Below are 18735 nucleotides of genomic sequence, written 5' to 3'. Positions count from 1 at the left end.
CATCGGATCGTCGACCTGGAGGTACGCCGATGAGCGCCGTCGAGGAAGCCGACCTGTCGGAGGCGGAGCGGGCGGCGTTCGATCTCATCCTCGAGACGCGTGGCATCCACCAGAGCGAACTGTGGAAGGAACTCGATATCTCCTCGCGGAAGGGGAGTCGCATCGCCGAGTCGCTGGTCGAAGCCGGACTCGTTCGGCGCGAGGAGACCGTCTATCAGGGACACAATACGTACTTCCTGATGCCGACGGCCCGTGATCTGGATTTCTCTCTGCTGATGGCCGGCGACATGCTCTCGCCGTTCATCGGCGAGGAGGAGGTCGACCCCCGGAGCGACGCCTTCTCACAGTGGCTGATGAACCTGGCGTACGAAGAGTACTAAGTCACTCTCGGCGGCAAAAGAAACGTCGAGCGCGCCGAGTGCCGAACCGGAACGGTGGGTCTACTCCTCGTCGGCGCCGTCGGCGTCCTCGTCGTCACCCTCGTCGGGCAGCAGATCGAGGTCGTCGAGATGGCCTTCGATCTCGTCGTTGTCGAGTTCGTCGAACGTCTCGGTGTCGAGACTGATCGTCGCTAGGTCGACGCCGGCGGGTTCGAGGCTCCCGTCGTTGCTGGTCGCGAGCGCTCGGAGCGCGAGGGCGATCCCACCGTGGAGGTCGTGACCGTCCTCGTAGTTGTCCTCGAGGTACTCCTGCAGATCGCCGCGGTTCGCGCCGATAGAGACCGCCTTCCACTCGTAGGGCGTCCCCGAGGGGTCGGTCTCGTAGAGGCGCGGCTCGCCGTCCTCGATGCCGCCGATGAGGAGGGCAACGCCGAACGGACGGGCACCGCCGACCTGCGTGTACTGCTGGATGTGGTCGGTAACCTCCTTCGTGAGCGCCTCGATGCCGATCGGCTCACTGTACCGGAGGTGGTTGACCTGTGCCTGCCGGCGGGCGAAGTCGATGAGCTGGCGCGCGTCGGCCACGTGGCCGGCCGACGCGATGCCCGCGTGGTCGTCCGCCTTGTGGATCTTCTCGACGCTCGTCGGCTCCATCAGTGGCGACCGGGAGCGCTTGTCCGCCGCCAGTACCACGCCGTCTTCGGTTCGGATGCCGATACTCGCTGTCCCTCGCTTGACGGCCTCTCGGGCGTACTCGACCTGATAGAGGCGGCCATCGGGCGAGAAGATCGTTATCCCGCGGTCGTAGGCCTGCTGTTGGGCTTGTCCCTGCATTGTATCACGTTGACTCGAAATCGAGTTCGGTCGCACCCGCAGCGCCCACCGGTCCGGTCCCGCCCTCTGTGGACGGCGCCCCACCGGCGGTCGCTCGCGAACACGACGCGTCTCTCGCGTCGCCTCTCCGGCCCGGCGTCCTAAATACCTTTCTTACTTGGGGCGTCCAGCCGAGCGAATCCGGGACGGCGACGGAGCCGACCGACCGCCTTTTCACACGGGTGACCCCGCCGATACGGCTCGTTCAGGGTCCGAGCGCGCCACACGCCGACCTCGTGAGACTCGCCGCCTCGCTTTTACCGCTGGCCTGCGTCTGGTGTCGCATGTTCGACACGATACTGTTTCCGACGGACGGCAGCGACGGCGCAGACGCCGCCTTCGAGCACGTACTCGACCTGGCCGAGGCTCACGACGCGACGGTGTATATTCTCACCGTGGCGGACACCACCCGCGACAGCGTCACGCAGATCCGTGGACAGGTGATCGATGCGCTCGAACGCGAGGGTGCCCGGATCGTTCAGGAGATGGCAGCGCGCGCGAGCGACCGGAACGTCGCCACCGTCACGGAGGTGTTGCAGGGCGAACCGTACAGCACCATCGTCGACTACGCCGCCGTCAACGACGCCGACGTCGTCGTCATGCCCACACACGGGCGACAGGGGCTGGAACGGTTCCTCCTCGGGAGCACGACCGAACGGGTGGTCCGTCGCTCCGACGTCCCCGTGCTCACGCTCCACCCGGACGGCGACGGCGTCCGCCACCCCTACCGGAACGTCCTGGTTCCCACCGACGGGAGTGACCCCGCGGGGGCGGCCCTCGACTTGGCGGTCAACCTGAGTGTAGCCGCGGACGCGGGACTCCACCTCCTCTCGGTCGTCGACGTGGCGAGCCTGGGTATCGACGTCCGGGCCGACATCGCAGTCGAGTCGCTGGAGGAGAGCGCGGCGGACGTCATCGACGGGGCCACAGAGACGGCGAGCGAGGCAGGCGTCACGCCGGCCGCGACGGCTATCGAACTCGGTACGTCTGTCGCCCGCGTCGTCCGGTCGTACGTCGACGACAACGACATCGACCTCGTGGTCGTCGGCACGCACGGGCGGACCGGATTCGACCGGTACGTGCTGGGGAGTGTCACCGAGAAACTCGTGCGGACCGCGCCGGTGCCAGTCCTGACAGTTCGGGGCACAGCGACGCCGTAGCGCCGACGGCCCTGATTATCATCGGTTAGAATCGCCGGACAGCTTTATCGCTCGGAGCCATCCAGGGTGGAGCAATGCAAAATATCGAGTCGGCCTTCGGTCACGGCAGCCTGAACGACCAGGTCTCGCCGGACGCCCTCATGGAGGAGTGTGGACTGGACGCAGACGAAATCGCTTGGCGAAAGGAGTTCATCGGCTTCGACGACGCGGACGCCCGGCGTCTGGAGGGTCTCGAAGGGCTGTTCCGCGGGCAAGCCGACCAGATTGCGGACGATTTCTACGACAACCTGACGGCGTACGAGCAGACGCGGTCGGTGATCGACCGCTCCGAGAAGAGCGTGGAGCAACTGAAGCGGACACAGTCCGCGTATCTCGTCTCGCTCGCCGACGGGGAGTACGGGACAGACTACGTCCGCAACCGGGCGCGGATCGGTAAGCTCCACGACCTCCTCGAGATGCCGATGAAACAGTATCTCGGCCAGTACGGGGTCTACTACGACCTCCTCTTGCCGCGTTTGATCGAGCGAACGGGTGACCGCCTCGTCGACCGCCTGACAGCGGAGACGGAAGCCGACGGCGACGCGGTCGAACGCGCCGTCCGCACGGAACTGGACGAGGGCCTCGCGGAGATTCTGGCCGTCCTCCGCGTTCTCAATCTCGACATGCAGGTCGTCGCCGATACGTACATCCACTCGTACAACCAGAGACTGGAGGCGACCATCGAGGACCACGAGCGGCTGATGCACGAGGTCGAACACGACCTCGCGGAGCCGGTCGCGACGCTTCGCGACTCGGCGGAGGACGTCGCCGCGAGCGCGGGGTCGATCAGCGAACTGGCGGACGAACAGGCCGACACCATGGGTGAGGTGTCGGGCGAGGTGTCGAGTATGAGCGCGACCGTCGAGGAGATTGCCGCCACGGCGGACGAGGTAGCGGCGACCAGCGAGCGCGCGGAGAACCTCGCCGCCGAGGGGCGGGAGGAAGCGACCGAGTCTATCGAGGTGATGCAGCGGGTGAGCGAGTCGGCACACGCGGTGACGGCGGACGTAGACGACCTGGAGGAGCGGGTCGACGAGATCGACGAGATCGTCGAAGTCATCAACGACATCGCGGACCAGACGAATCTGTTGGCGCTCAACGCCGCTATCGAGGCGGCACGGGCCGGCGAGGCCGGTGAGGGCTTCGCTGTCGTCGCCGACGAGGTGAAAGGACTCGCCGAGGAGTCACAGCAACACGCCGGTGAGATCGAGGGGATGGTCGACGATATCAAATCGGAGACTGCGGCGGCAGTCGAGAATCTGGAAGCGACGGCCGCGGAGGTCGAACGCGGCGTCGAGGGGGTCGAGGCAGCCATGACGAAACTGGAGGAAATCGTCGACGCCGTCGCCGACGCCTCGCAGGGCATCCGCGAGGTGTCGACCGCGACCGACGACCAGGCTGCCTCGACCGAGGAGGTCTCGGGCATGATCGACGAACTCGTCGACCAGGCCGACCAGGTGGCCGCGGAGGTCGAACGCGTCGCGACGGTCAACGAGCGACAGACCGATCGGATCCGAGCGGTCGACGAGGCGGTTCGCCGTCTGGGATCGGACTGACCGGACTGGCCGCCCGTCCGGGAGTACGTTCAATACCCCCCGGAGAGTAGCCGGGCGTGTGACCACCGGCACAGGGCGATGGTGATCGAAACGTTCACGCGGCTGTTCGGCACCGATCCGCTGATCCACGGAATCGTCGGCGGCGTCGTCATCGCCGCGTTCAACCTGTTCGGGGCGTCGCTGGTGCTCGTCTGGCGAAATCCCTCAGAACGGAGCCTCGACGGCGCGCTCGGCTTCGCGGCCGGGGTGATGCTCGCGGCCAGTTTCACGAGCCTCATCATCCCGGGAATCGAGGAGTACGCGAACGGCAACCCGATCCCGGTGTTGGTGGGGGTCGCTCTGGGAGCGCTCCTTCTCGACCGGTCGGACGCGTTGGTCCCGCACGCCCACTATCTCGTGTCGGGGAAACGGCGGGCCGACGCCGCGAGTTCGGACCACGAACTACCCATCGACGACGAGCGCTTCGCCGGGGTGGTGTTGTTCGTCCTCGCGATCACCCTCCACAATATGCCGGAGGGACTCGCGGTCGGCGTCGGATTCGGGAGCGGCGACCTCGCGACGGCCATCCCGCTGATGCTCGCTATCGGCATCCAGAACGTCCCCGAGGGGTTGGCCGTCTCGGTCGCGGCGATCAACGCAGGGCTCGACCGACGGACCTACGCCGTCTTCGCGGGACTCCGCTCCGGCGTGGTCGAGATCCCGCTGGCCGTCCTCGGGGCGTACGCCGTCGGCGTGGTATCGGCGCTGCTGCCGTACGCGATGGGCTTTGCCGCCGGCGCGATGCTGTTCGTCATCAGTGACGAAATCGTCCCCGAGACACACACGCGGGGGAACGAACGGATCGCGACCCTCGGGACGCTCGCGGGCGTGATCGTGATGCTCTATCTCGACATCGCGCTGGCGTGACCGCGGCCCGTTCACCCCGGACGGGTGGTGTTCTCACGGCACTGGAATAGTGGGGGTATCATATACCACCGGCCGTTCTATCAATCGAACGATGACCGGGGGAACGCAGTTGACGTTCCACTGCCCAACCTGTGGCGAATCCATGGCCGTGAACGCCCCGATGCGGGAGGCACTGTTGAACCACGGCTGCGTGGTCTGTGGCACGCCCGTCCCCCAGAGTGCCTTCTCGGCCCCCGAACCGAACGGCGACACCGAGTGCTGAGCGGCGTTGCCGCCCTCGTTCGCGCTGTCGGCGGAGTTGCACAGGTATAAATCGCCACCCACCGTTCGTCCGACAGACGCCACCGATGACCGTAGAGCAACAGACCGTCATGACGGGGGCCGAAACCGACGCCCTCCTGGGACGCCACGAGACGGGCGTCCTCTCGCTGGCCCGCGGGGACGAACCCTACGCGGTGCCGATCTCGTACGGGTACGACGCCGGGACGCGACAGTTCTGTATGCGACTGGTATCGACACCCGGGAGCCAGAAGCGTCGGTTTCTCACCGACGCCCCGCTGGTCCGGTTCGTCGTCTACGAGGAAACGGAGGCGGCCTACTGCAGCGTCATCGCGGACGGTCGGCTCGAACGACTCCCGAAATCGGAACTCACGGCCGACCACGTCAAGCGCTACGGGACGGCCAAGCGGCCGCTGTTCGAGATGTGGGGCGAACCCAAGGCAGAGCTGACCATCGACCTCTACGAACTCGACCCGGAGGAGTTGAGCGGCCGCCGGATCGAAGTCGACTGACGTGTCACCGCTCGAGAATCGCGTCGAGTAGCTTCGACTGGGCGGCGCCCAAGTGTTCACTGAACGTCGAGCGGGAGATGTCGAGCGCCGCGGCCACCTCGCCCGCGTTCGCTCCCTTCGGGCGTTCGAAGTAGCCCATCTCGTGAGCGCGTTCGAGCACCTCCCGCTGTCGGTCGGTGAGGCGCCCGCGGTCGACGAACACCAGGTCGTGATCGGACGGATCGCCCCGGGAGCGAAGGAGTCGACGGATGTCGACGGCGGGATACTCCTCCCGAAGTGTCGTGATGACCCCACGGAGTTCGTCCATGTCCGCGGCGTGAAAGACCAGATAGAGCCAGCCGTCTCGGGTGTGGACGTCGACGACGGGGCAGTCGAACGCCTCGACGCGTTCGCAGGGACACCCCCGTCCGCGGGAGCGACTGAACCGATACACCGTCTTCGACCCGTAGGTAAATACCGACTCGACCGGCGTCTCGGTGTCGGGCGTCGTCCCGTCGTCCGCGTCTTCGAGCATGAACTCCTCGGTGACGCGACTCGACGCCTCGGGGCCGACTCCCTTCGAAACCGAGAACGTGGGAACGCCTGCCTCCGTGGCGGCGTTCGTGACGGGACAGGAGCCGTCGGCGTCGACTTTCAGTTCTGCCCGAATGCCGGAACCCATAGAGCGGCGCTTCGCGGTCGAGCCTCGTAAGTGTGCCCCTCTGCGAGCGACTCACGCATAAATACGCACACCAACAGCGTTGGTCCGCTTATAAAGCACCACGATATCGTGGGTGAAAACTGGTCCGGGAACAACCGATACGTGAATGTGATCGACGATGGCAATCGCAACCACCGCTCGCCGGAAGGAAGCGCCCGAGAAATCGACCGTCCGCGACGCGGAGGAAGTCCAAGCGCTACTCGATGCGCTCCACGACCCTGACTGTCGGACGGTTCTCGACGCGACGAGTGACGCGCCGCTGTCGGCCCGCGAACTCTCTGAAGCCTGCGATCTCCCGCTCTCGACGACGTACCGGAAACTCGATACGCTCACCGAGGTCGGCCTCCTCGACGAACGAACCCGGCTCTGCCCCGACGGCAAACACGCGAGCGAGTACGTGCGTCGCGTCGAGAGTGTCGACATCGACGTCGACGGCGAGGACGGGTTCGTCCTCACCGTCTCGAACCGGGACCCCGCTGGGACGGCGACGCGTCGCTAATCCACAGGCCACGAAGAACGCGTCCCAATCGACGGCGAACCACCGTCTGATGAGGGTTCCGCCGGTGCCGTGGTCGTTCGCTCGGACGTGTCCGGGGCCACCTGTGTCGTCGGGTGGCTCGCCCCCGAGACGCCCGGCCCAAGGGGGAGCCGAGCGCGTGAGCGGTCAGTCTGACCCTCGTCCCCGACGCACCGCCCACAGCACGAGGAGTACCCCTTCGACTCGGGCGACCGTGTAAACCCACCGACGGGGCGTCGCGTCGCCGTCGGTCGCCAGGTTCACCCAGAAATCGACGACACGCCGTGGTCGGAACGCCTCCAAGAGGCCGAGGCCGAGTAGGAGTACCCTGAGTAACATACTCGGACCGACGCAGTCGGTGCTACTAATTGTTGTCGGTCGTTTTAGACAAATGGGGCGCGCCGACGCGTCGATTCCAGGGGGCTGGGAACTGGACGACAGTTGAAACGTCCACCCCGTCGACACGTACACGCGAGCGGGCCGCCGCCGGACCCCGTTCCGGAGGTTCGAACCCATGACACACACCAAACGCATCGTCATCGCGGGCGGCGGACGGGTAGGGCTCAGGACGGCCAGGGAACTGGCCGACCGTGATCACGAGATCATACTGATCGAGAAGGAACGGACCCGGTCCGACGAGGCCGCCGCAGAGCACGTTGCGATGGTGCTCGAGGGCGACGCGACTGCGCCGTCGATCCTCGAACAGGCCGACCTCGGGCGGGCGGACGCCGTGGCGGCCCTGACCGACGAACCGGGGACCAACCTAGCGATCTGTCTGGAGGCCAAGCGAATGGCCCCGGAGATCAGGACGCTCGCCCGCACCGACACGGGGACCGAAGACGAGTACGACGAAATCGCGGACGCGACGCTGCTCCCCCACGAGTTGAGCGCCGCCACGGCCGCGGATATCCTCTCCGGGGACGCAGTGCGGACCCTGGCGGGCGAGCGCCACGACCTCGACGTGTTGGAGGTGGAAGTAGCTCCCGGAGCGCCGGTTGTCGGCCACACCCTCGACGAGATCAGCCTTCCGCGGGGGAGCCTGGTCGTCTCGGACCGCGACTGGACGCGGATCGCCCGCGCGGACACAGAACTCGAAGCCGGGAGCCGCTACGTCGTCGCCGTCGAATCTGACGTGATCGACGAGGTGCTGGCACTCTTTCGCGGGTGAGTCGTCGCTCGTCGGGGACGAGCCGACACCAGGGATCGGTCACGCCCTGGTTCTCGTCTCCCGGTAACGACCGTGTAGAATTTTAGTTAGCGTACCGTCAGTATCAGATATGAGCCGACGCAACCCGTTCGACGAACTCGAAGAACTGTTCGACCGAATGCAGGAAAACTTCGAGAGCGCGGCGCGGACGTGGGACCCGGCGGACCTCGACGCCGGCCTGCCGGCGACCGGTGCCGAGATGCGCGTCGACCTCGAAGACACGGGTGAGGAACTCGTGTTGACCGGCGACCTTCCGGGGTTCGAGACCGAGGATATCGACGTCCGGGTGGTCGACCGGACGCTCCGGGTCGACGCCGAACGCGACGAGGAAACCGAGGAGGAGCGCGGAGAGTACGTCCGACGGGAACGCCGGCGGACGTCGGTCTCTCGGGCCATCGACCTTCCGTCCGCGGTCGACGAGAACGACATCACGGCCGCCTACAACAACGGCGTCCTGACGGTCCGGATGCCCAAGACGGAACCGGATTCGCGCGGGACACAGATCGACGTGAACTGACGGGACCAGCCGAGAGACGAAAACAGCCGTTCGTGCCGACCCTGTCGGCGACCCGTACGGTCTGTCGGGCGACGCGCCGGGTGGAGCGAGTCGTCACCGAGACACGTGGCGGGACTGACGGGTAGCGCGTCCGTCGTGTCCGTCGGACCAGCGCCGTGACGACCGGTGTCTCATATCACATCTGATGGGTTTCCTAACGCCCAGCACTACCCTTGGCGCGGCGCTACGGCGCGAACACGCATAGCGTGTGTTATCTTCCCGTTCAGCTGACAATCATCACCAACATTTATTTAAATCCCGATAGGACAGAGTAGTGCCATGTCGATCCTAGCTGCAGTCGACGATGCCGAAGAAAGCCGAGTGGTACAGCGTGGCTACGAACTCGCGCAGGCGTTCGGCGAGGAGCTTGTGGTCCTCAACGCCCAACCGGAGACGGAGGAACTCTCGACAGCCGAGGAGATCGCGGAGAACGCGATCCGACTGACGCTCGACGACCCCGAGAACGTCAGGGCTATGGGGGCGCTCGGCGAACCCGCGCCGCGCATCCTCCACGAAGCGGAGGAACTCGACGCTAGCTACGTCGTTCTCGGGCCACAGAAGCAGACGCCGATTGGCAAGGCGCTGATGGGGAGTGTCTCCCAACTCGTGTTGCTGAACGCCGACTCTACCGTCGTGTTCGTGGCCGACGAGGAGTAATGCGGTTCCGGCGCATCTTTTGACGGCCGCGGCGTGGGCTGTGCGCGACTCCCCAACCTATTGGTCCGTGGCGCGTGAGGGTGTCGAAACCGTGCTTCCAACCGGAAACTGGCTGGGGGCGGGCGAGGCAGCGGTGTTGCTCGGCGTTCTCGTCCTCACGACGCTCGGGACGCTCGCGCTGTTTGGTGTCGCGCTGATCGCGGCTCGACGCCGACGCTCGCGGCCGTACACGGTCCTGACGGTGGCCATCGGCCTCCTCGTCGTTCGGTCGGTCGTCGGCATCGGAACGGTCCTCGGACGCGTTCCCATGGTCGTTCATCACCTGGTCGAACACACGACCGACCTCGCCATCGCCGTGTTGATCCTCGCTGCCGCCTACCTCGTCACCGGCGCCACGGGGTCGTGAGCGGCGTTTCGACGGGTACACCAAGAGAGCTTAGACGCCTGACGGCCAAGGTTGGCTATGGATCAAGAGACGCGAACGCCGCTCACCCGGCGACGAGTGCTGGGCGGCACGGCGGCGGCACTCGCTCCCGCCATCGCCGGCTGTTCGGGGGGCGGAACGGACGACCAACCGGAGCCGACCACCCTCGCCGGCGCGGGCAGTTGCGATCAGTGTGGCATGGTGATCGACCGGCAACCCGGACCGGTCGGCCAGACGTACTACCGCGACCACGAACCCGATGGACACGACCCGCCCGCCCAGTTCTGTAGCACGGTCTGCACCTACAGATACCAGTTCGCGGCGACGGATCGAGGGTGGACGCCTCAGGTGACGTATCTCACGGACTACACTAGCGTCGACTACACCGTGCGACAGGCGGGCGGTGGGCGCGTCATCTCGGCACACCTGGACGCCGACGCCTTCGGCGCCGCCGAGACTCTGCGGGTGGTCGCCGGTACGGACGTCGAGGGTGCGATGGGGCCGGCACTGGTGCCGTTCGGCGACGATGCCGACGCGTCGTCGTTCGCCGCGGAGTACGGCGGCGAGGTGATCGACGCGGCCGACATCAGCCGGGAACTCGTCGCCCGCGGCTGAGACGGTTCCCAGCGAGTGGGAATCGACCCATCAGAATTGTATTTGCGGAACAATACTACGGCCATGACCGACGTCCGCCGACGGGTTCGCGATCACGTTCGTGACAACCCCGGAGTCCACTTCAACGAACTCGTCCGGGAGTTGAACATCGCTACCGGGCAGGCCCAGTATCACCTCCGCCGTCTCGGCCGGAACGACGAGGTGGTCGCCGAGCGGATCCGCGGCCGCACCCACTACTTCGAACCGGAGTACGACGCCTGGGAACGACGCGTCCTCTCGCTCTATCGCCGCGAGACCGCGCGCGAACTCATCACACATCTGCTCGAAGACGGGCCGATATCGGCGTCGACGCTCGCCGACCGCCTCGATCTGGCGCGGAGCACCGTCTCCTGGCACGTCGATACGCTTGAAGACGCCGGCATCGTCGAGCGCTCCTACGACGACCGGGGACGGGTCGAGGTGGCGCTCACGCGTCCCGAGGAGACGGTGGCGTTTCTCCGGGCCGTGACACCCTCGCTGTCAGATCGACTCGTCGACCGCTTCATGCGACTCGTCGACGCCGGGCTTCACGGGGTCGAGGCCGAGGAGTGACTCGTTCTCCGGCGGTCGCCACCGGATCGCGAACGCCTTTCCGTCTCACCGCCCTAGCGGTTCTGTGCCATCCGCACTGTTTGTCGTCAGCGAAGAAGGATACTGGGGAGAGGAGTGTATCGAGCCGCTGACAACGCTCGACGACGCCGGGGTCGAGGTCACCGTCGCCACGCCCACGGGTGAGCCGCCGGTCGTCGACGAGCGGTCCGTAGATCCGGCGAACGTCGGCGAGGAGACGGCCGAGCGCGTCCGCGATATCCACGAGACAGATCCGCGCCTGAACGACCCCGAGAGCGTGACCGAGGTTAACGCCGCCGACCACGACGCGGTCGTCTTCCCCGGCGGCCACGGCACCGAGTGGGACATCAATCAGGACCGTCACGCCCGTGCCCTGCTCCGCGAGGCCGTCGAGCATGGCGACACGAAGGCGCTAGTCGTCTGTCACGCCGTCGGCATCCTGGCGTTCACCCGAGACGCCGACGGCGACTTCCTCGTCGCAGGCCGACAGGTTACGGGCTTCCCGAACGAGTGGGAGGAAGGCATCGTCGACGACCACGACCTGATGCCCGACGGGCGAAAGCTTCCGTACTGGGTGGAAGACGAGGTGCGCGCGGTGGGCGCCGAGTGGGACGCCGAACTCGACGCCGAGGCGTCGGTCACCGTCGACGGCGACCTAGTGACCGCCCGCGGGCCGGGATCGAGTTCGGCGGCCGCCCGGACGCTTCTTTCGGAACTCGGCGTCGACGCGTAACGCCGCCACGTTACATCTCCTGTTGTGTCGGGCGGATCATAAGCTCGTTGACGCTCACGTGAGCCGGCTGTGTCACCGCAAAGCGGATCGACCGCGCGATATCCTCGGGCGTGAGCGCTTCGAGCGACGCGACCCACTCCTCGGTTTCGGCCTGCAGTTCCTCGTCGGGGATGTGTTCCTGCAGTTCGGTGTCGACCAGTCCCGGTTCGATGAGCGTCGTCCGAACCCCGTGGTCCGTGACCTCCTGTCTGAACGCCTCGGTGAAGCCGTTGATTCCGAACTTGGTGGCGTTGTAGCCGCTCGCGGTGGCGGTGGCCTGCCGCCCCGCCACCGACGAGACGTTCACGATGTGGCCGCCGCCCGACTCCTGCATGATCGGCAGGGCGGTCTGCATGGCCGTCATCGGGCCGAGGAGGTTGACCTCGACCATCTGCCGCCAGTCGTCGGTGTCGGCGTCCGCGACCGCTTCAAGGAGCATGACGCCCGCGTTGTTCACGAGAACGTCGAGTCCGCCGAGCTCCGCGGTCGTCGTCTCGATCAGGTGCTCGACATCGGACTCCTCGGTGACGTCCGTCGGGACGACGAGCGCCTCGCCGCCGTCGGCTTCGATGCGCTCGGCCACCGCCGCGAGTCGCTCCTCTCGGCGGGCGGCGACGGCGACGCTCGCCCCCGCTTCGGCGAGCGCCTCGGCCGTCGCGGCCCCGATACCGGAGGACGCGCCGGTGACGATTGCAACTTGTCCGTCGAGCGGCTGTGAGTCGAATACCATCGTCGTCGCGTCGGAGGTGGACGCCGAAAAGCCCCGTCGAACCGGCACGGGCGTCGGGTGACGGAGGACTGATACGGCGCGAGATGCCACGGCGGCCGTCGCGGCTGGGAGGCTGGTTGGCGACGACCGGTTACCGCGCGACGGCGAGGGTCGCGACGAGCAGCGAGCCGAGACCCCAGGCTGCGAGGCTCGCGGCGGCGGCGGGGACCGAGACGAACGCCGAGCGACCCGTGAACGCCACGTAGAGTACCGTCTCGAAGACCAGTCCCCGATAGGCACTCGACGGCGAGAGCGCGAGGAGCGTATCGAGGTCCACGCCGACACCGCCCGTCATCGCCCCGAAGACGCCGATGTCGGCCCCCGCGACCACGATCAGGAGGCCGACGAGCGCGAGGAGGATGGCGCGGCGTCGCGACCCCGCGACCGCCGACAGGGCAACGGCAAATGCGAGCGCCACGAGCGCGAACGCCGCGGTGAGCGCCAGAAAGCGGACGAACAGGAGCGGCGAGTCGACCCCGCGATGCGTGGCGAAGACCGCCGTCTCCGGCCCGGCGGTCGTCGCGACGTGGACGCCGAGGGCCGCGAGCGGCACCAAGAGAACGCCGAGCAGAGCGACCGCCCGGCCGGCGTAGACGCCGCCGACGTACGCCGACGCCGGGAGTGGGTAGGTGTCGAACACCTCCAGTCGCCCCCGTTCGGCGTCGTCGACGATGGCTCGGTAGCCGACGGCGACGGCGACGGCGGGCACCAGTACTTCGACGACCAGCAACACGTCGACGACCGTCGGAACGTAGCCGGCCGCAGGTCCCGACCCTGCACGCGCGGCACCGAACACGACGGCGGTCACGGCCAGCGCGAGGAGGCCGTACGTCCAGCTTCGGGATGCCGCACGCACCTCACGGGCGAACACCGCCCAGAACGCGTCACGGCGAGTCATTCCCGTCCACCCTCCCGCGTGCGAACCGCCCCGAACGCCTCGTCTCCGACGAGCGACCGGAACGTCTCGTGGAGTGGCCCGCCGGTCCGCTCCCGTAGCTCTGCTGGCGACCCGCTCGTGACGACCGTCCCACGGTCGAGAACGACGATCCGGTCGGCGATTCGCTCGACTGCGAGAAGGTCGTGCGAGGAGACGACGACGGCGTGTTCCGGCGCGGCGAGATCCGCAACGAGGTCGAACACGAGTTCGCTCATCCCCGGATCGAGACCGCTCCCGGGTTCGTCGAGCGCGAGCACGGGTGGGTCACCGGCGAGCGACTGCGCGATGCCGAGCAGTCGCGTCATCCCTCCGGACAGGGCGTCGACCCGGCGGTCTGCGACCGCGTCGAGACCGACCCGTTCGAGCAGGGCCGCCGGATCGTCGTCGACGAGGCGCGCGTAGAATCCCGCCGTCTCCAGGGCGGTGAATCCAGGGCGGAAAGTCGGCTCCTGCGGGAGATAGCCGATGGTTCTGTCCGCCGGTGGCCCCGTGTAGTGGACCGACCCCGCCGTCGGCTCCAGTACCCCCGCGAGCACCCGGAGGAGCGTCGTCTTTCCCGACCCGTTCGGCCCGATCAGCGCGACCACCTCGCCCGCCGGAACCGACACCGACACCTCGGAGAGGGCGGTCACGTCGCCGAAGGTTCGGGTCACGTCGGTCGCTTGGAGCGACGGCGCGTCAGTCACGCCGCTCCTCCCGTCGAGTCGCCGCCACTCGTCTCGTTGCGAACGCGCGCAAGTGTCTCCGGGTTCGCCGGGCGGGCCAGCGGCGCCGTGTCGACGATACTGCCCTGTCGGAAGCCAGGCGTCGTGCCACGGAGCGTGCGAACGCCCCGGACGGTCGGCGCCGCGCTCAGCGTCACTGCCGCGTCGGTTCGGTGGAGCCGACGGTCCAGCGGATCGGTCGGCGAGTACGGCCGGTCGAGCGTCGCGCCGCCGTCCATGTCGTAGGCCCCCTCCCAGTAGTTGCCGCGGCCGCGGTGGGTGAAGATTCGGAGCGGCCCCGGGCCGGCAGTCGCGTGGCGGTCGTTCGCCACGAAGTCGTTTTCGACCACGCGGTTCGACGGCACGACCGTCGAGGACGCGAACCCAACGTCGTTCCCGTAGACGACGTTGTGCGCGAAGGTCGTCCTCGTCGCGTAGGCGACGAGTCCCCGGTCGACGTTCGCCACCACGTTGCGTGCGACGTAGCTGTCCGCGCCGCCGACGAAGATTCCGCCACCGGCGCCGCGCACGTCGTTGCCCACGACGGCGTTCCCGGACGGCCGCGTCATGACCACCACGCCGCTCGACGCCTGATCGCGCGCCACGTTGTCGGCGACGAGAGTGTCCGAGGTGTACATCAGGTGGACGCCGAATCGCCCGCCGCGGAACGTGTTGTTCCGAACGACGGTCCCCGCGGCGCGGTGGAGGTAGACGCCGTCGCGACCCCCTTCGATCCGCGAGCGCTGGACGACGACGGCCTCGTTCATCGCGACGACACCCATGAAGCCATCGAGCCACGCCGCGGAGCCGTTCACCCGAAGGCCGTCGACCACAGCACCCGGCACGCTCCGGAGCAAGACGCCGTTGGCCGGGGTGTGGACCGTCACGTTGTGGACGTACATCCGCGAGACGTTCGTCGCGGCCACGCCCGCGTCGCCGCCGCCGTAGCCCCGCTGAACCTGGGCGTCCCAGTCGCCGTCGGCCACGCTTCCGTTGGTGGCTCGGGTCGCGTTACCGACCCCCCGGATCGTGAGCCCAGTCACCGCCACGTCGTCTGCCCTGACGTCGATTACGGTCCCCTGACCGCCGCCGTCGAGGGTCGTCCGCGCCCCCGCACCGCGGAGGGTGAGCGACCGGTTGACGACGACCTGTTCCGCATACCGCCCCGGCGGGACGACCACCGTGGTGTTCGCGGGGGCCGCCTCGACCGCAGCCTGGACCGTCGGCGCATCTCGGCCGACGACGACAGACACCTCGCGGTCCAGCAACGGTCGGACCGCCGCGGCGCGCCGATCCGCGGTGGCGTGGCGGTCGTCGACCTGTGACCGAACGCCCGCAGCGCGGGTCACCGGTGGCGGCTCCCGTCGCAGTCCGTCCCAGTCGACGACCCGTCCGCCACAGTCGTCGGCGAAGGCGGCCGCGGCCGCCGCCGAGGAGAACGGCACGACGACCTGATCACCGCCGACGTGTGCGTCGCTCTCGACGACGAACCGCGCCGCGGTCGCTGGCACCCAGTCCGGATTCGTCGTCGTGACGAGAGTGCCGTCGGCCGCACAGCGCGGCGAGCGTCCTGCGTAGTCCGACGCGTACACCGCGAGTGGGTAGCCGAACTGCCGCTCCCGTCCTGGGCTATCGAGTGCCGCCACCGCCTGGGCGACCCCCGCGTAGCCGACGACGTAGTGATACTGTGAGTAAAACACCTCGACGCGGGGGATCGACGCCCCGCGGTGTTCGGCCGCCTGCTCCGTTTCGGCCGTGACGCCGAGTTTCACCGTGTCGTCGTACGCCACCGGGTCGGGGCGTGCCGATCCGAGGTCGACGGCGAAGGCCCAGAGCGACACACAGAGGACGAGCGCCAAACAGACTGCCGCCGCCAACTGCCACGTCCGCGTCTCCCCCCGTTTCATCGACGGACCGTAGTCGAGGGTCGGTTATACGTCGTCTGGTACACCCGTCTAAGCCGCGGCGGCTAGCCCTCGTAGGCCGCGTAGCTGACGCAGTACCCCTCGGGAGCGATGTTGCCGGCGACGAGGGTACACGCGCCCATCCCGTCGCCGTTCTTGTCCTCGATGTAGAACTGACAGCTCGAACACTGTTGGCCGTCCTTCGGGTTGGACTGGTAGTTCACTGCCGACTTCGAGGAAAGCGAGTCGGGGTTCCGCTGGGCCCCGCCGATGGCGGTGGCCGTTTCGTACTCCGAGGGGACGGTGTCGTCGCCACCCGAGGTGGGCGTCGCCGTGTCCGTGGCTGTCGCCGTCTCGGTCGCCGTCGCGGTTGCCGTGTCCTCGCCCCCGCCGCCCCCGCCACCGGAACAGCCAGCCAGTCCCGTTGCGAGTCCACTGCCGACCAGCGCGAGGAGCCGACGCCGTTCGGTGTCGGTTATTCTGTTACCCATATCCGACAGTTAGGTGTCGCAACATGAATAAGGTGTGGTGTAAGCGTCAAAAGCCCGCCGTCGGGACAGGATACCGACCTTTTTGTTCGCGTCCCGTCTACCCTCGGCGGGGCGTGTGGCCTAGCGGATAGGGCGAGAGGTTCCTAACCTCTCGATCGCGGGTTCGAATCCCGCCACGCCCGTGTTCTGGTCGAACGAAGCGAGGCCGAAAACGGCTCCCGGAGTTCGAACCCTGCGAGACGAGCGGAGCGAGTCTCGATCCGGTTCGAATCCCGCCACGCCCGTCTCGTTCACTCGATGGCCGTGGCCGAGTCCCCCTCCTCCCTGTGGTCGCTCGCGGGACTCCCGCCACGCCCGGCGCAGGTGAGTGACTGCGAACCTGTCACAGTTGTCGACCCTATCTCGCCGGGGAGCGCCACCATCCTGTGGGATCGCCTCCAAACCCATCGGGGAGCCTTCCGTGGCACATACGGGGCCAACCATCGAGGCTCGATCTTTCGGGAACGCGCCGGCAAGGCACTCATCGAGCGCCACGGCCTCCACGACGACTATTCGGAGTGGGGACAGGGAAGCAGTGCCGGCCGCGGCGCCCCGCGCCAGCATCGGGCGGAATCGGAATGCCGAGGGATTCAAGACGCCGCAGGTGGCTCACACACGTAATGCTACGGGACCACCTCATCAGCGCGGCCCACCTCTCCCGGGACGACATCGAGGCGGTGCTCGATCACGCGGCGGCCATCGACGCCGACCCCGAGATCGTGCACGGCCGACACGCCGGGCGCGTGCTTGCGCTGTGTTTCTTCGAACCGAGCACGCGAACGAAGATGAGCTTCGAGACGGCGATGAAGCGCCTCGGCGGCGACACGGTCGACATGGGTGCGGTGGAGTCGTCGTCGGTGAAGAAAGGCGAGAGCCTGGCGGACACCGTGCGGGTGATCGAGGGGTATGCCGACGCCCTCGTCCTCAGGCATCCGAGCGAGGGGTCGGCGAAACTCGCCTCGGAGTTCGTCGACGTCCCCCTGGTGAACGCCGGCGACGGCGCCGGCCAACACCCGAGCCAGACGCTCCTCGATCTCTACACGATCCGAGAGAACGCGGGACTCGACGACATCACCGTTGGGATCATGGGCGACCTGAAGTACGGGCGGACGGTCCACTCACTCGCTCACGCGCTCACCGAGTTCGACGTCCGCCAACACTTCATCAGCCCGGAGAGCCTGCGCCTGCCGCGGAACGTCCGGTACGACCTCCATGAAGCGGGCGCGCAGGTCCGCGAACACACCGACCTCGACGAGGTGCTCCCGGAACTGGACGTGCTCTATGTCACCCGCATCCAGCGCGAGCGCTTCCCCGAGGAGCGAGAGTACCGCGAGGTCGCCGGCGAGTACCGCATCGACAACGAGGTGCTGGCCAGCGCACCGGACGATCTGAGCGTGATGCACCCGCTGCCGCGCGTCGACGAAATCGCCCCCGAGGTCGACGAGACGACACGCGCGAAGTACTTCGACCAAGCCCACAACGGCGTCCCTGTGCGGATGGCCCTGCTCGACGGGCTGCTTGGAGGCGAGGCATGAGCGACACCGACAAGGAACTCCGCGTCAGCAAGATCCGCGACGGCACCGTCATCGACCACGTCACCGCCGGCCAGGCGCTGAACGTCCTCGCCATTCTCGGCATCGACGGCAGCGGCGGCGAGAGCGTCAGCGTCGGGATGAACGTCCCCAGCGACAAACTCGGTCTCAAGGACGTCGTCAAGGTCGAGGGCCGCGAACTCAGTCAGTCGGAGGTGGACGTCCTCTCGCTGATCGCCCCCGAGGCGACGATCAACATCATCCGCGAGTTCGACGTGATCGAGAAAAACCGCGTCGAGCGGACCGATTCGGTGACCGGCATCCTCGTCTGTCCCAACCACAACTGCATCACGAACGCCGACGAACCCGTGCGGACGGAGTTCGCAGTGCTGGACGACGGCGTGCGGTGTTCGTACTGTGGCACGATGGTCCGCGAGGGCGATGTCGCCGAACACATCGACACCCGCGGGTCGGGCGAAACCGATTTGTGACCGGTGGTCCAAGGTAGCTGCATGTCCGGAAAGACCAAGTTCATCCTGGTTCTGGCACTGATCGCAATCGGCTACGTCCTCCTCTCGGGCGATAAGGAACCGGTCG

The 18735-nt window shown here is 67.3% G+C and carries 25 protein-coding genes and 1 tRNA gene; 18 read left to right on the top strand and 8 right to left on the bottom strand.

Annotation, left to right across the window (positions count from 1 at the left end):
* The first annotated feature begins 29 nt into the window (after nucleotides 1–29).
* On the top strand, nucleotides 30–380 hold the full coding sequence (locus NO878_RS01805; RefSeq protein WP_256404254.1) for a helix-turn-helix transcriptional regulator: 351 nt from the start codon (nucleotides 30–32) through the stop codon (nucleotides 378–380).
* Nucleotides 381–440: 60 nt separating this feature from the next.
* Here NO878_RS01805 and psmA read toward each other — a convergent pair whose 3' ends face one another.
* Nucleotides 441–1214: an archaeal proteasome endopeptidase complex subunit alpha gene (gene psmA / locus NO878_RS01800; RefSeq protein ID WP_256404253.1), complete on the bottom strand. Its 774-nt coding sequence runs from the start codon at nucleotides 1212–1214 to the stop codon at nucleotides 441–443.
* A gap of 323 nt (nucleotides 1215–1537) precedes the next feature.
* Between psmA and NO878_RS01795 the strand changes: the two genes are divergently transcribed.
* From NO878_RS01795 to NO878_RS01775, 5 genes are all read left to right on the top strand, one after another.
* Nucleotides 1538–2413 (top strand): universal stress protein, encoded by an 876-nt coding sequence (locus tag NO878_RS01795; RefSeq protein ID WP_256404252.1) that lies wholly within the window; start codon nucleotides 1538–1540, stop codon nucleotides 2411–2413.
* A gap of 74 nt (nucleotides 2414–2487) precedes the next feature.
* The gene (locus tag NO878_RS01790) at nucleotides 2488–4008 is read left to right on the top strand and encodes a globin-coupled sensor protein (protein WP_256404251.1); all 1521 of its coding nucleotides are present in this window, start codon (nucleotides 2488–2490) and stop codon (nucleotides 4006–4008) included.
* A gap of 78 nt (nucleotides 4009–4086) precedes the next feature.
* Complete coding sequence (locus NO878_RS01785) at nucleotides 4087–4914, top strand: ZIP family metal transporter (RefSeq protein WP_256404250.1); 828 nt, start codon at nucleotides 4087–4089, stop codon at nucleotides 4912–4914.
* A gap of 91 nt (nucleotides 4915–5005) precedes the next feature.
* The gene (locus NO878_RS01780) at nucleotides 5006–5176 is read left to right on the top strand and encodes a DUF7560 family zinc ribbon protein (RefSeq protein WP_256404249.1); all 171 of its coding nucleotides are present in this window, start codon (nucleotides 5006–5008) and stop codon (nucleotides 5174–5176) included.
* Between the two features lie 85 nt (nucleotides 5177–5261).
* Nucleotides 5262–5705, top strand: coding sequence for a pyridoxamine 5'-phosphate oxidase family protein (locus NO878_RS01775; RefSeq protein WP_256404248.1), 444 nt, complete (start codon nucleotides 5262–5264; stop codon nucleotides 5703–5705).
* Between the two features lie 4 nt (nucleotides 5706–5709).
* Here NO878_RS01775 and NO878_RS01770 read toward each other — a convergent pair whose 3' ends face one another.
* Nucleotides 5710–6366: a helix-turn-helix domain-containing protein gene (locus tag NO878_RS01770; protein WP_256404247.1), complete on the bottom strand. Its 657-nt coding sequence runs from the start codon at nucleotides 6364–6366 to the stop codon at nucleotides 5710–5712.
* 157 nt (nucleotides 6367–6523) lie between these two features.
* Between NO878_RS01770 and NO878_RS01765 the strand changes: the two genes are divergently transcribed.
* Nucleotides 6524–6904: a winged helix-turn-helix domain-containing protein gene (locus NO878_RS01765; protein ID WP_256404246.1), complete on the top strand. Its 381-nt coding sequence runs from the start codon at nucleotides 6524–6526 to the stop codon at nucleotides 6902–6904.
* A gap of 165 nt (nucleotides 6905–7069) precedes the next feature.
* Here the strand turns inward: NO878_RS01765 and NO878_RS01760 are convergent, their stop codons facing one another.
* Nucleotides 7070–7261, bottom strand: a complete 192-nt coding sequence (locus tag NO878_RS01760; protein ID WP_256404245.1) for a hypothetical protein — start codon at nucleotides 7259–7261, stop codon at nucleotides 7070–7072.
* Nucleotides 7262–7436: 175 nt separating this feature from the next.
* Between NO878_RS01760 and NO878_RS01755 the strand changes: the two genes are divergently transcribed.
* The 7 genes from NO878_RS01755 to NO878_RS01725 all read left to right on the top strand — a co-directional run bounded on the left by NO878_RS01755 (nucleotide 7437) and on the right by NO878_RS01725 (nucleotide 11723).
* On the top strand, nucleotides 7437–8090 hold the full coding sequence (locus tag NO878_RS01755; protein WP_256404244.1) for a potassium channel family protein: 654 nt from the start codon (nucleotides 7437–7439) through the stop codon (nucleotides 8088–8090).
* A gap of 109 nt (nucleotides 8091–8199) precedes the next feature.
* Nucleotides 8200–8646: an Hsp20/alpha crystallin family protein gene (locus NO878_RS01750; RefSeq protein WP_256404243.1), complete on the top strand. Its 447-nt coding sequence runs from the start codon at nucleotides 8200–8202 to the stop codon at nucleotides 8644–8646.
* A 318-nt stretch (nucleotides 8647–8964) separates the two neighbouring features.
* Nucleotides 8965–9342 (top strand): universal stress protein, encoded by a 378-nt coding sequence (locus tag NO878_RS01745; RefSeq protein ID WP_256404242.1) that lies wholly within the window; start codon nucleotides 8965–8967, stop codon nucleotides 9340–9342.
* A gap of 133 nt (nucleotides 9343–9475) precedes the next feature.
* Nucleotides 9476–9748, top strand: coding sequence for a DUF7471 family protein (locus tag NO878_RS01740; RefSeq protein WP_379824180.1), 273 nt, complete (start codon nucleotides 9476–9478; stop codon nucleotides 9746–9748).
* A gap of 57 nt (nucleotides 9749–9805) precedes the next feature.
* Nucleotides 9806–10381 (top strand): nitrous oxide reductase accessory protein NosL, encoded by a 576-nt coding sequence (locus NO878_RS01735; RefSeq protein ID WP_256404240.1) that lies wholly within the window; start codon nucleotides 9806–9808, stop codon nucleotides 10379–10381.
* Nucleotides 10382–10444: 63 nt separating this feature from the next.
* Nucleotides 10445–10972 carry a winged helix-turn-helix transcriptional regulator gene (locus NO878_RS01730; RefSeq protein ID WP_256404239.1) on the top strand — a complete coding sequence of 176 codons (528 nt, stop codon included), beginning with the start codon at nucleotides 10445–10447 and terminating at the stop codon, nucleotides 10970–10972.
* 64 nt (nucleotides 10973–11036) lie between these two features.
* A complete protein-coding gene (locus NO878_RS01725; protein WP_256404238.1) occupies nucleotides 11037–11723 on the top strand; it encodes a type 1 glutamine amidotransferase domain-containing protein in 687 nt (228 codons plus the stop codon).
* Nucleotides 11724–11733: 10 nt separating this feature from the next.
* On the opposite strand, the gene NO878_RS01720 is transcribed toward NO878_RS01725, so the two are convergent.
* The 5 genes from NO878_RS01720 to NO878_RS01700 all read right to left on the bottom strand — a co-directional run bounded on the left by NO878_RS01720 (nucleotide 11734) and on the right by NO878_RS01700 (nucleotide 16567).
* Nucleotides 11734–12492, bottom strand: a complete 759-nt coding sequence (locus NO878_RS01720; protein ID WP_256404237.1) for an SDR family NAD(P)-dependent oxidoreductase — start codon at nucleotides 12490–12492, stop codon at nucleotides 11734–11736.
* A 130-nt stretch (nucleotides 12493–12622) separates the two neighbouring features.
* On the bottom strand, nucleotides 12623–13429 hold the full coding sequence (locus NO878_RS01715) for an ABC transporter permease subunit (protein WP_256404236.1): 807 nt from the start codon (nucleotides 13427–13429) through the stop codon (nucleotides 12623–12625).
* Complete coding sequence (locus NO878_RS01710) at nucleotides 13426–14154, bottom strand: ABC transporter ATP-binding protein (protein ID WP_256404235.1); 729 nt, start codon at nucleotides 14152–14154, stop codon at nucleotides 13426–13428. Before NO878_RS01710 ends, NO878_RS01715 begins: the two co-directional genes overlap by 4 nt.
* Nucleotides 14151–16079 carry a right-handed parallel beta-helix repeat-containing protein gene (locus tag NO878_RS01705; RefSeq protein ID WP_256404234.1) on the bottom strand — a complete coding sequence of 643 codons (1929 nt, stop codon included), beginning with the start codon at nucleotides 16077–16079 and terminating at the stop codon, nucleotides 14151–14153. Before NO878_RS01705 ends, NO878_RS01710 begins: the two co-directional genes overlap by 4 nt.
* 62 nt (nucleotides 16080–16141) lie before the next feature.
* Entirely contained in the window at nucleotides 16142–16567 is a 426-nt protein-coding gene (locus NO878_RS01700; RefSeq protein ID WP_256404233.1) for a high-potential iron-sulfur protein, read from the bottom strand.
* A 109-nt stretch (nucleotides 16568–16676) separates the two neighbouring features.
* On the opposite strand from NO878_RS01700, the gene NO878_RS01695 reads away from it, so the two are divergent.
* From NO878_RS01695 to pyrI, 4 genes are all read left to right on the top strand, one after another.
* Nucleotides 16677–16749: transfer RNA gene (locus NO878_RS01695), tRNA-Arg, on the top strand.
* A gap of 115 nt (nucleotides 16750–16864) precedes the next feature.
* Nucleotides 16865–17227 (top strand): GIY-YIG domain-containing protein, encoded by a 363-nt coding sequence (locus tag NO878_RS01690; RefSeq protein WP_256404232.1) that lies wholly within the window; start codon nucleotides 16865–16867, stop codon nucleotides 17225–17227.
* Nucleotides 17227–18141 carry an aspartate carbamoyltransferase gene (gene pyrB / locus NO878_RS01685; RefSeq protein ID WP_256404231.1) on the top strand — a complete coding sequence of 305 codons (915 nt, stop codon included), beginning with the start codon at nucleotides 17227–17229 and terminating at the stop codon, nucleotides 18139–18141. The genes NO878_RS01690 and pyrB overlap by 1 nt, the downstream gene beginning before the upstream one ends.
* Nucleotides 18138–18629, top strand: a complete 492-nt coding sequence (gene pyrI / locus NO878_RS01680) for an aspartate carbamoyltransferase regulatory subunit (protein WP_256404230.1) — start codon at nucleotides 18138–18140, stop codon at nucleotides 18627–18629. Before pyrB ends, pyrI begins: the two co-directional genes overlap by 4 nt.
* Nucleotides 18630–18735: the final 106 nt, after the last annotated feature.

It is taken from the genome of Haloplanus ruber, assembly GCF_024494725.1.
Classification (GTDB): domain Archaea; phylum Halobacteriota; class Halobacteria; order Halobacteriales; family Haloferacaceae; genus Haloplanus; species Haloplanus ruber.
The sequence above is the reverse complement of the archived record's forward strand: the minus strand, read 5'-3'. Positions and strand labels throughout refer to the sequence as shown.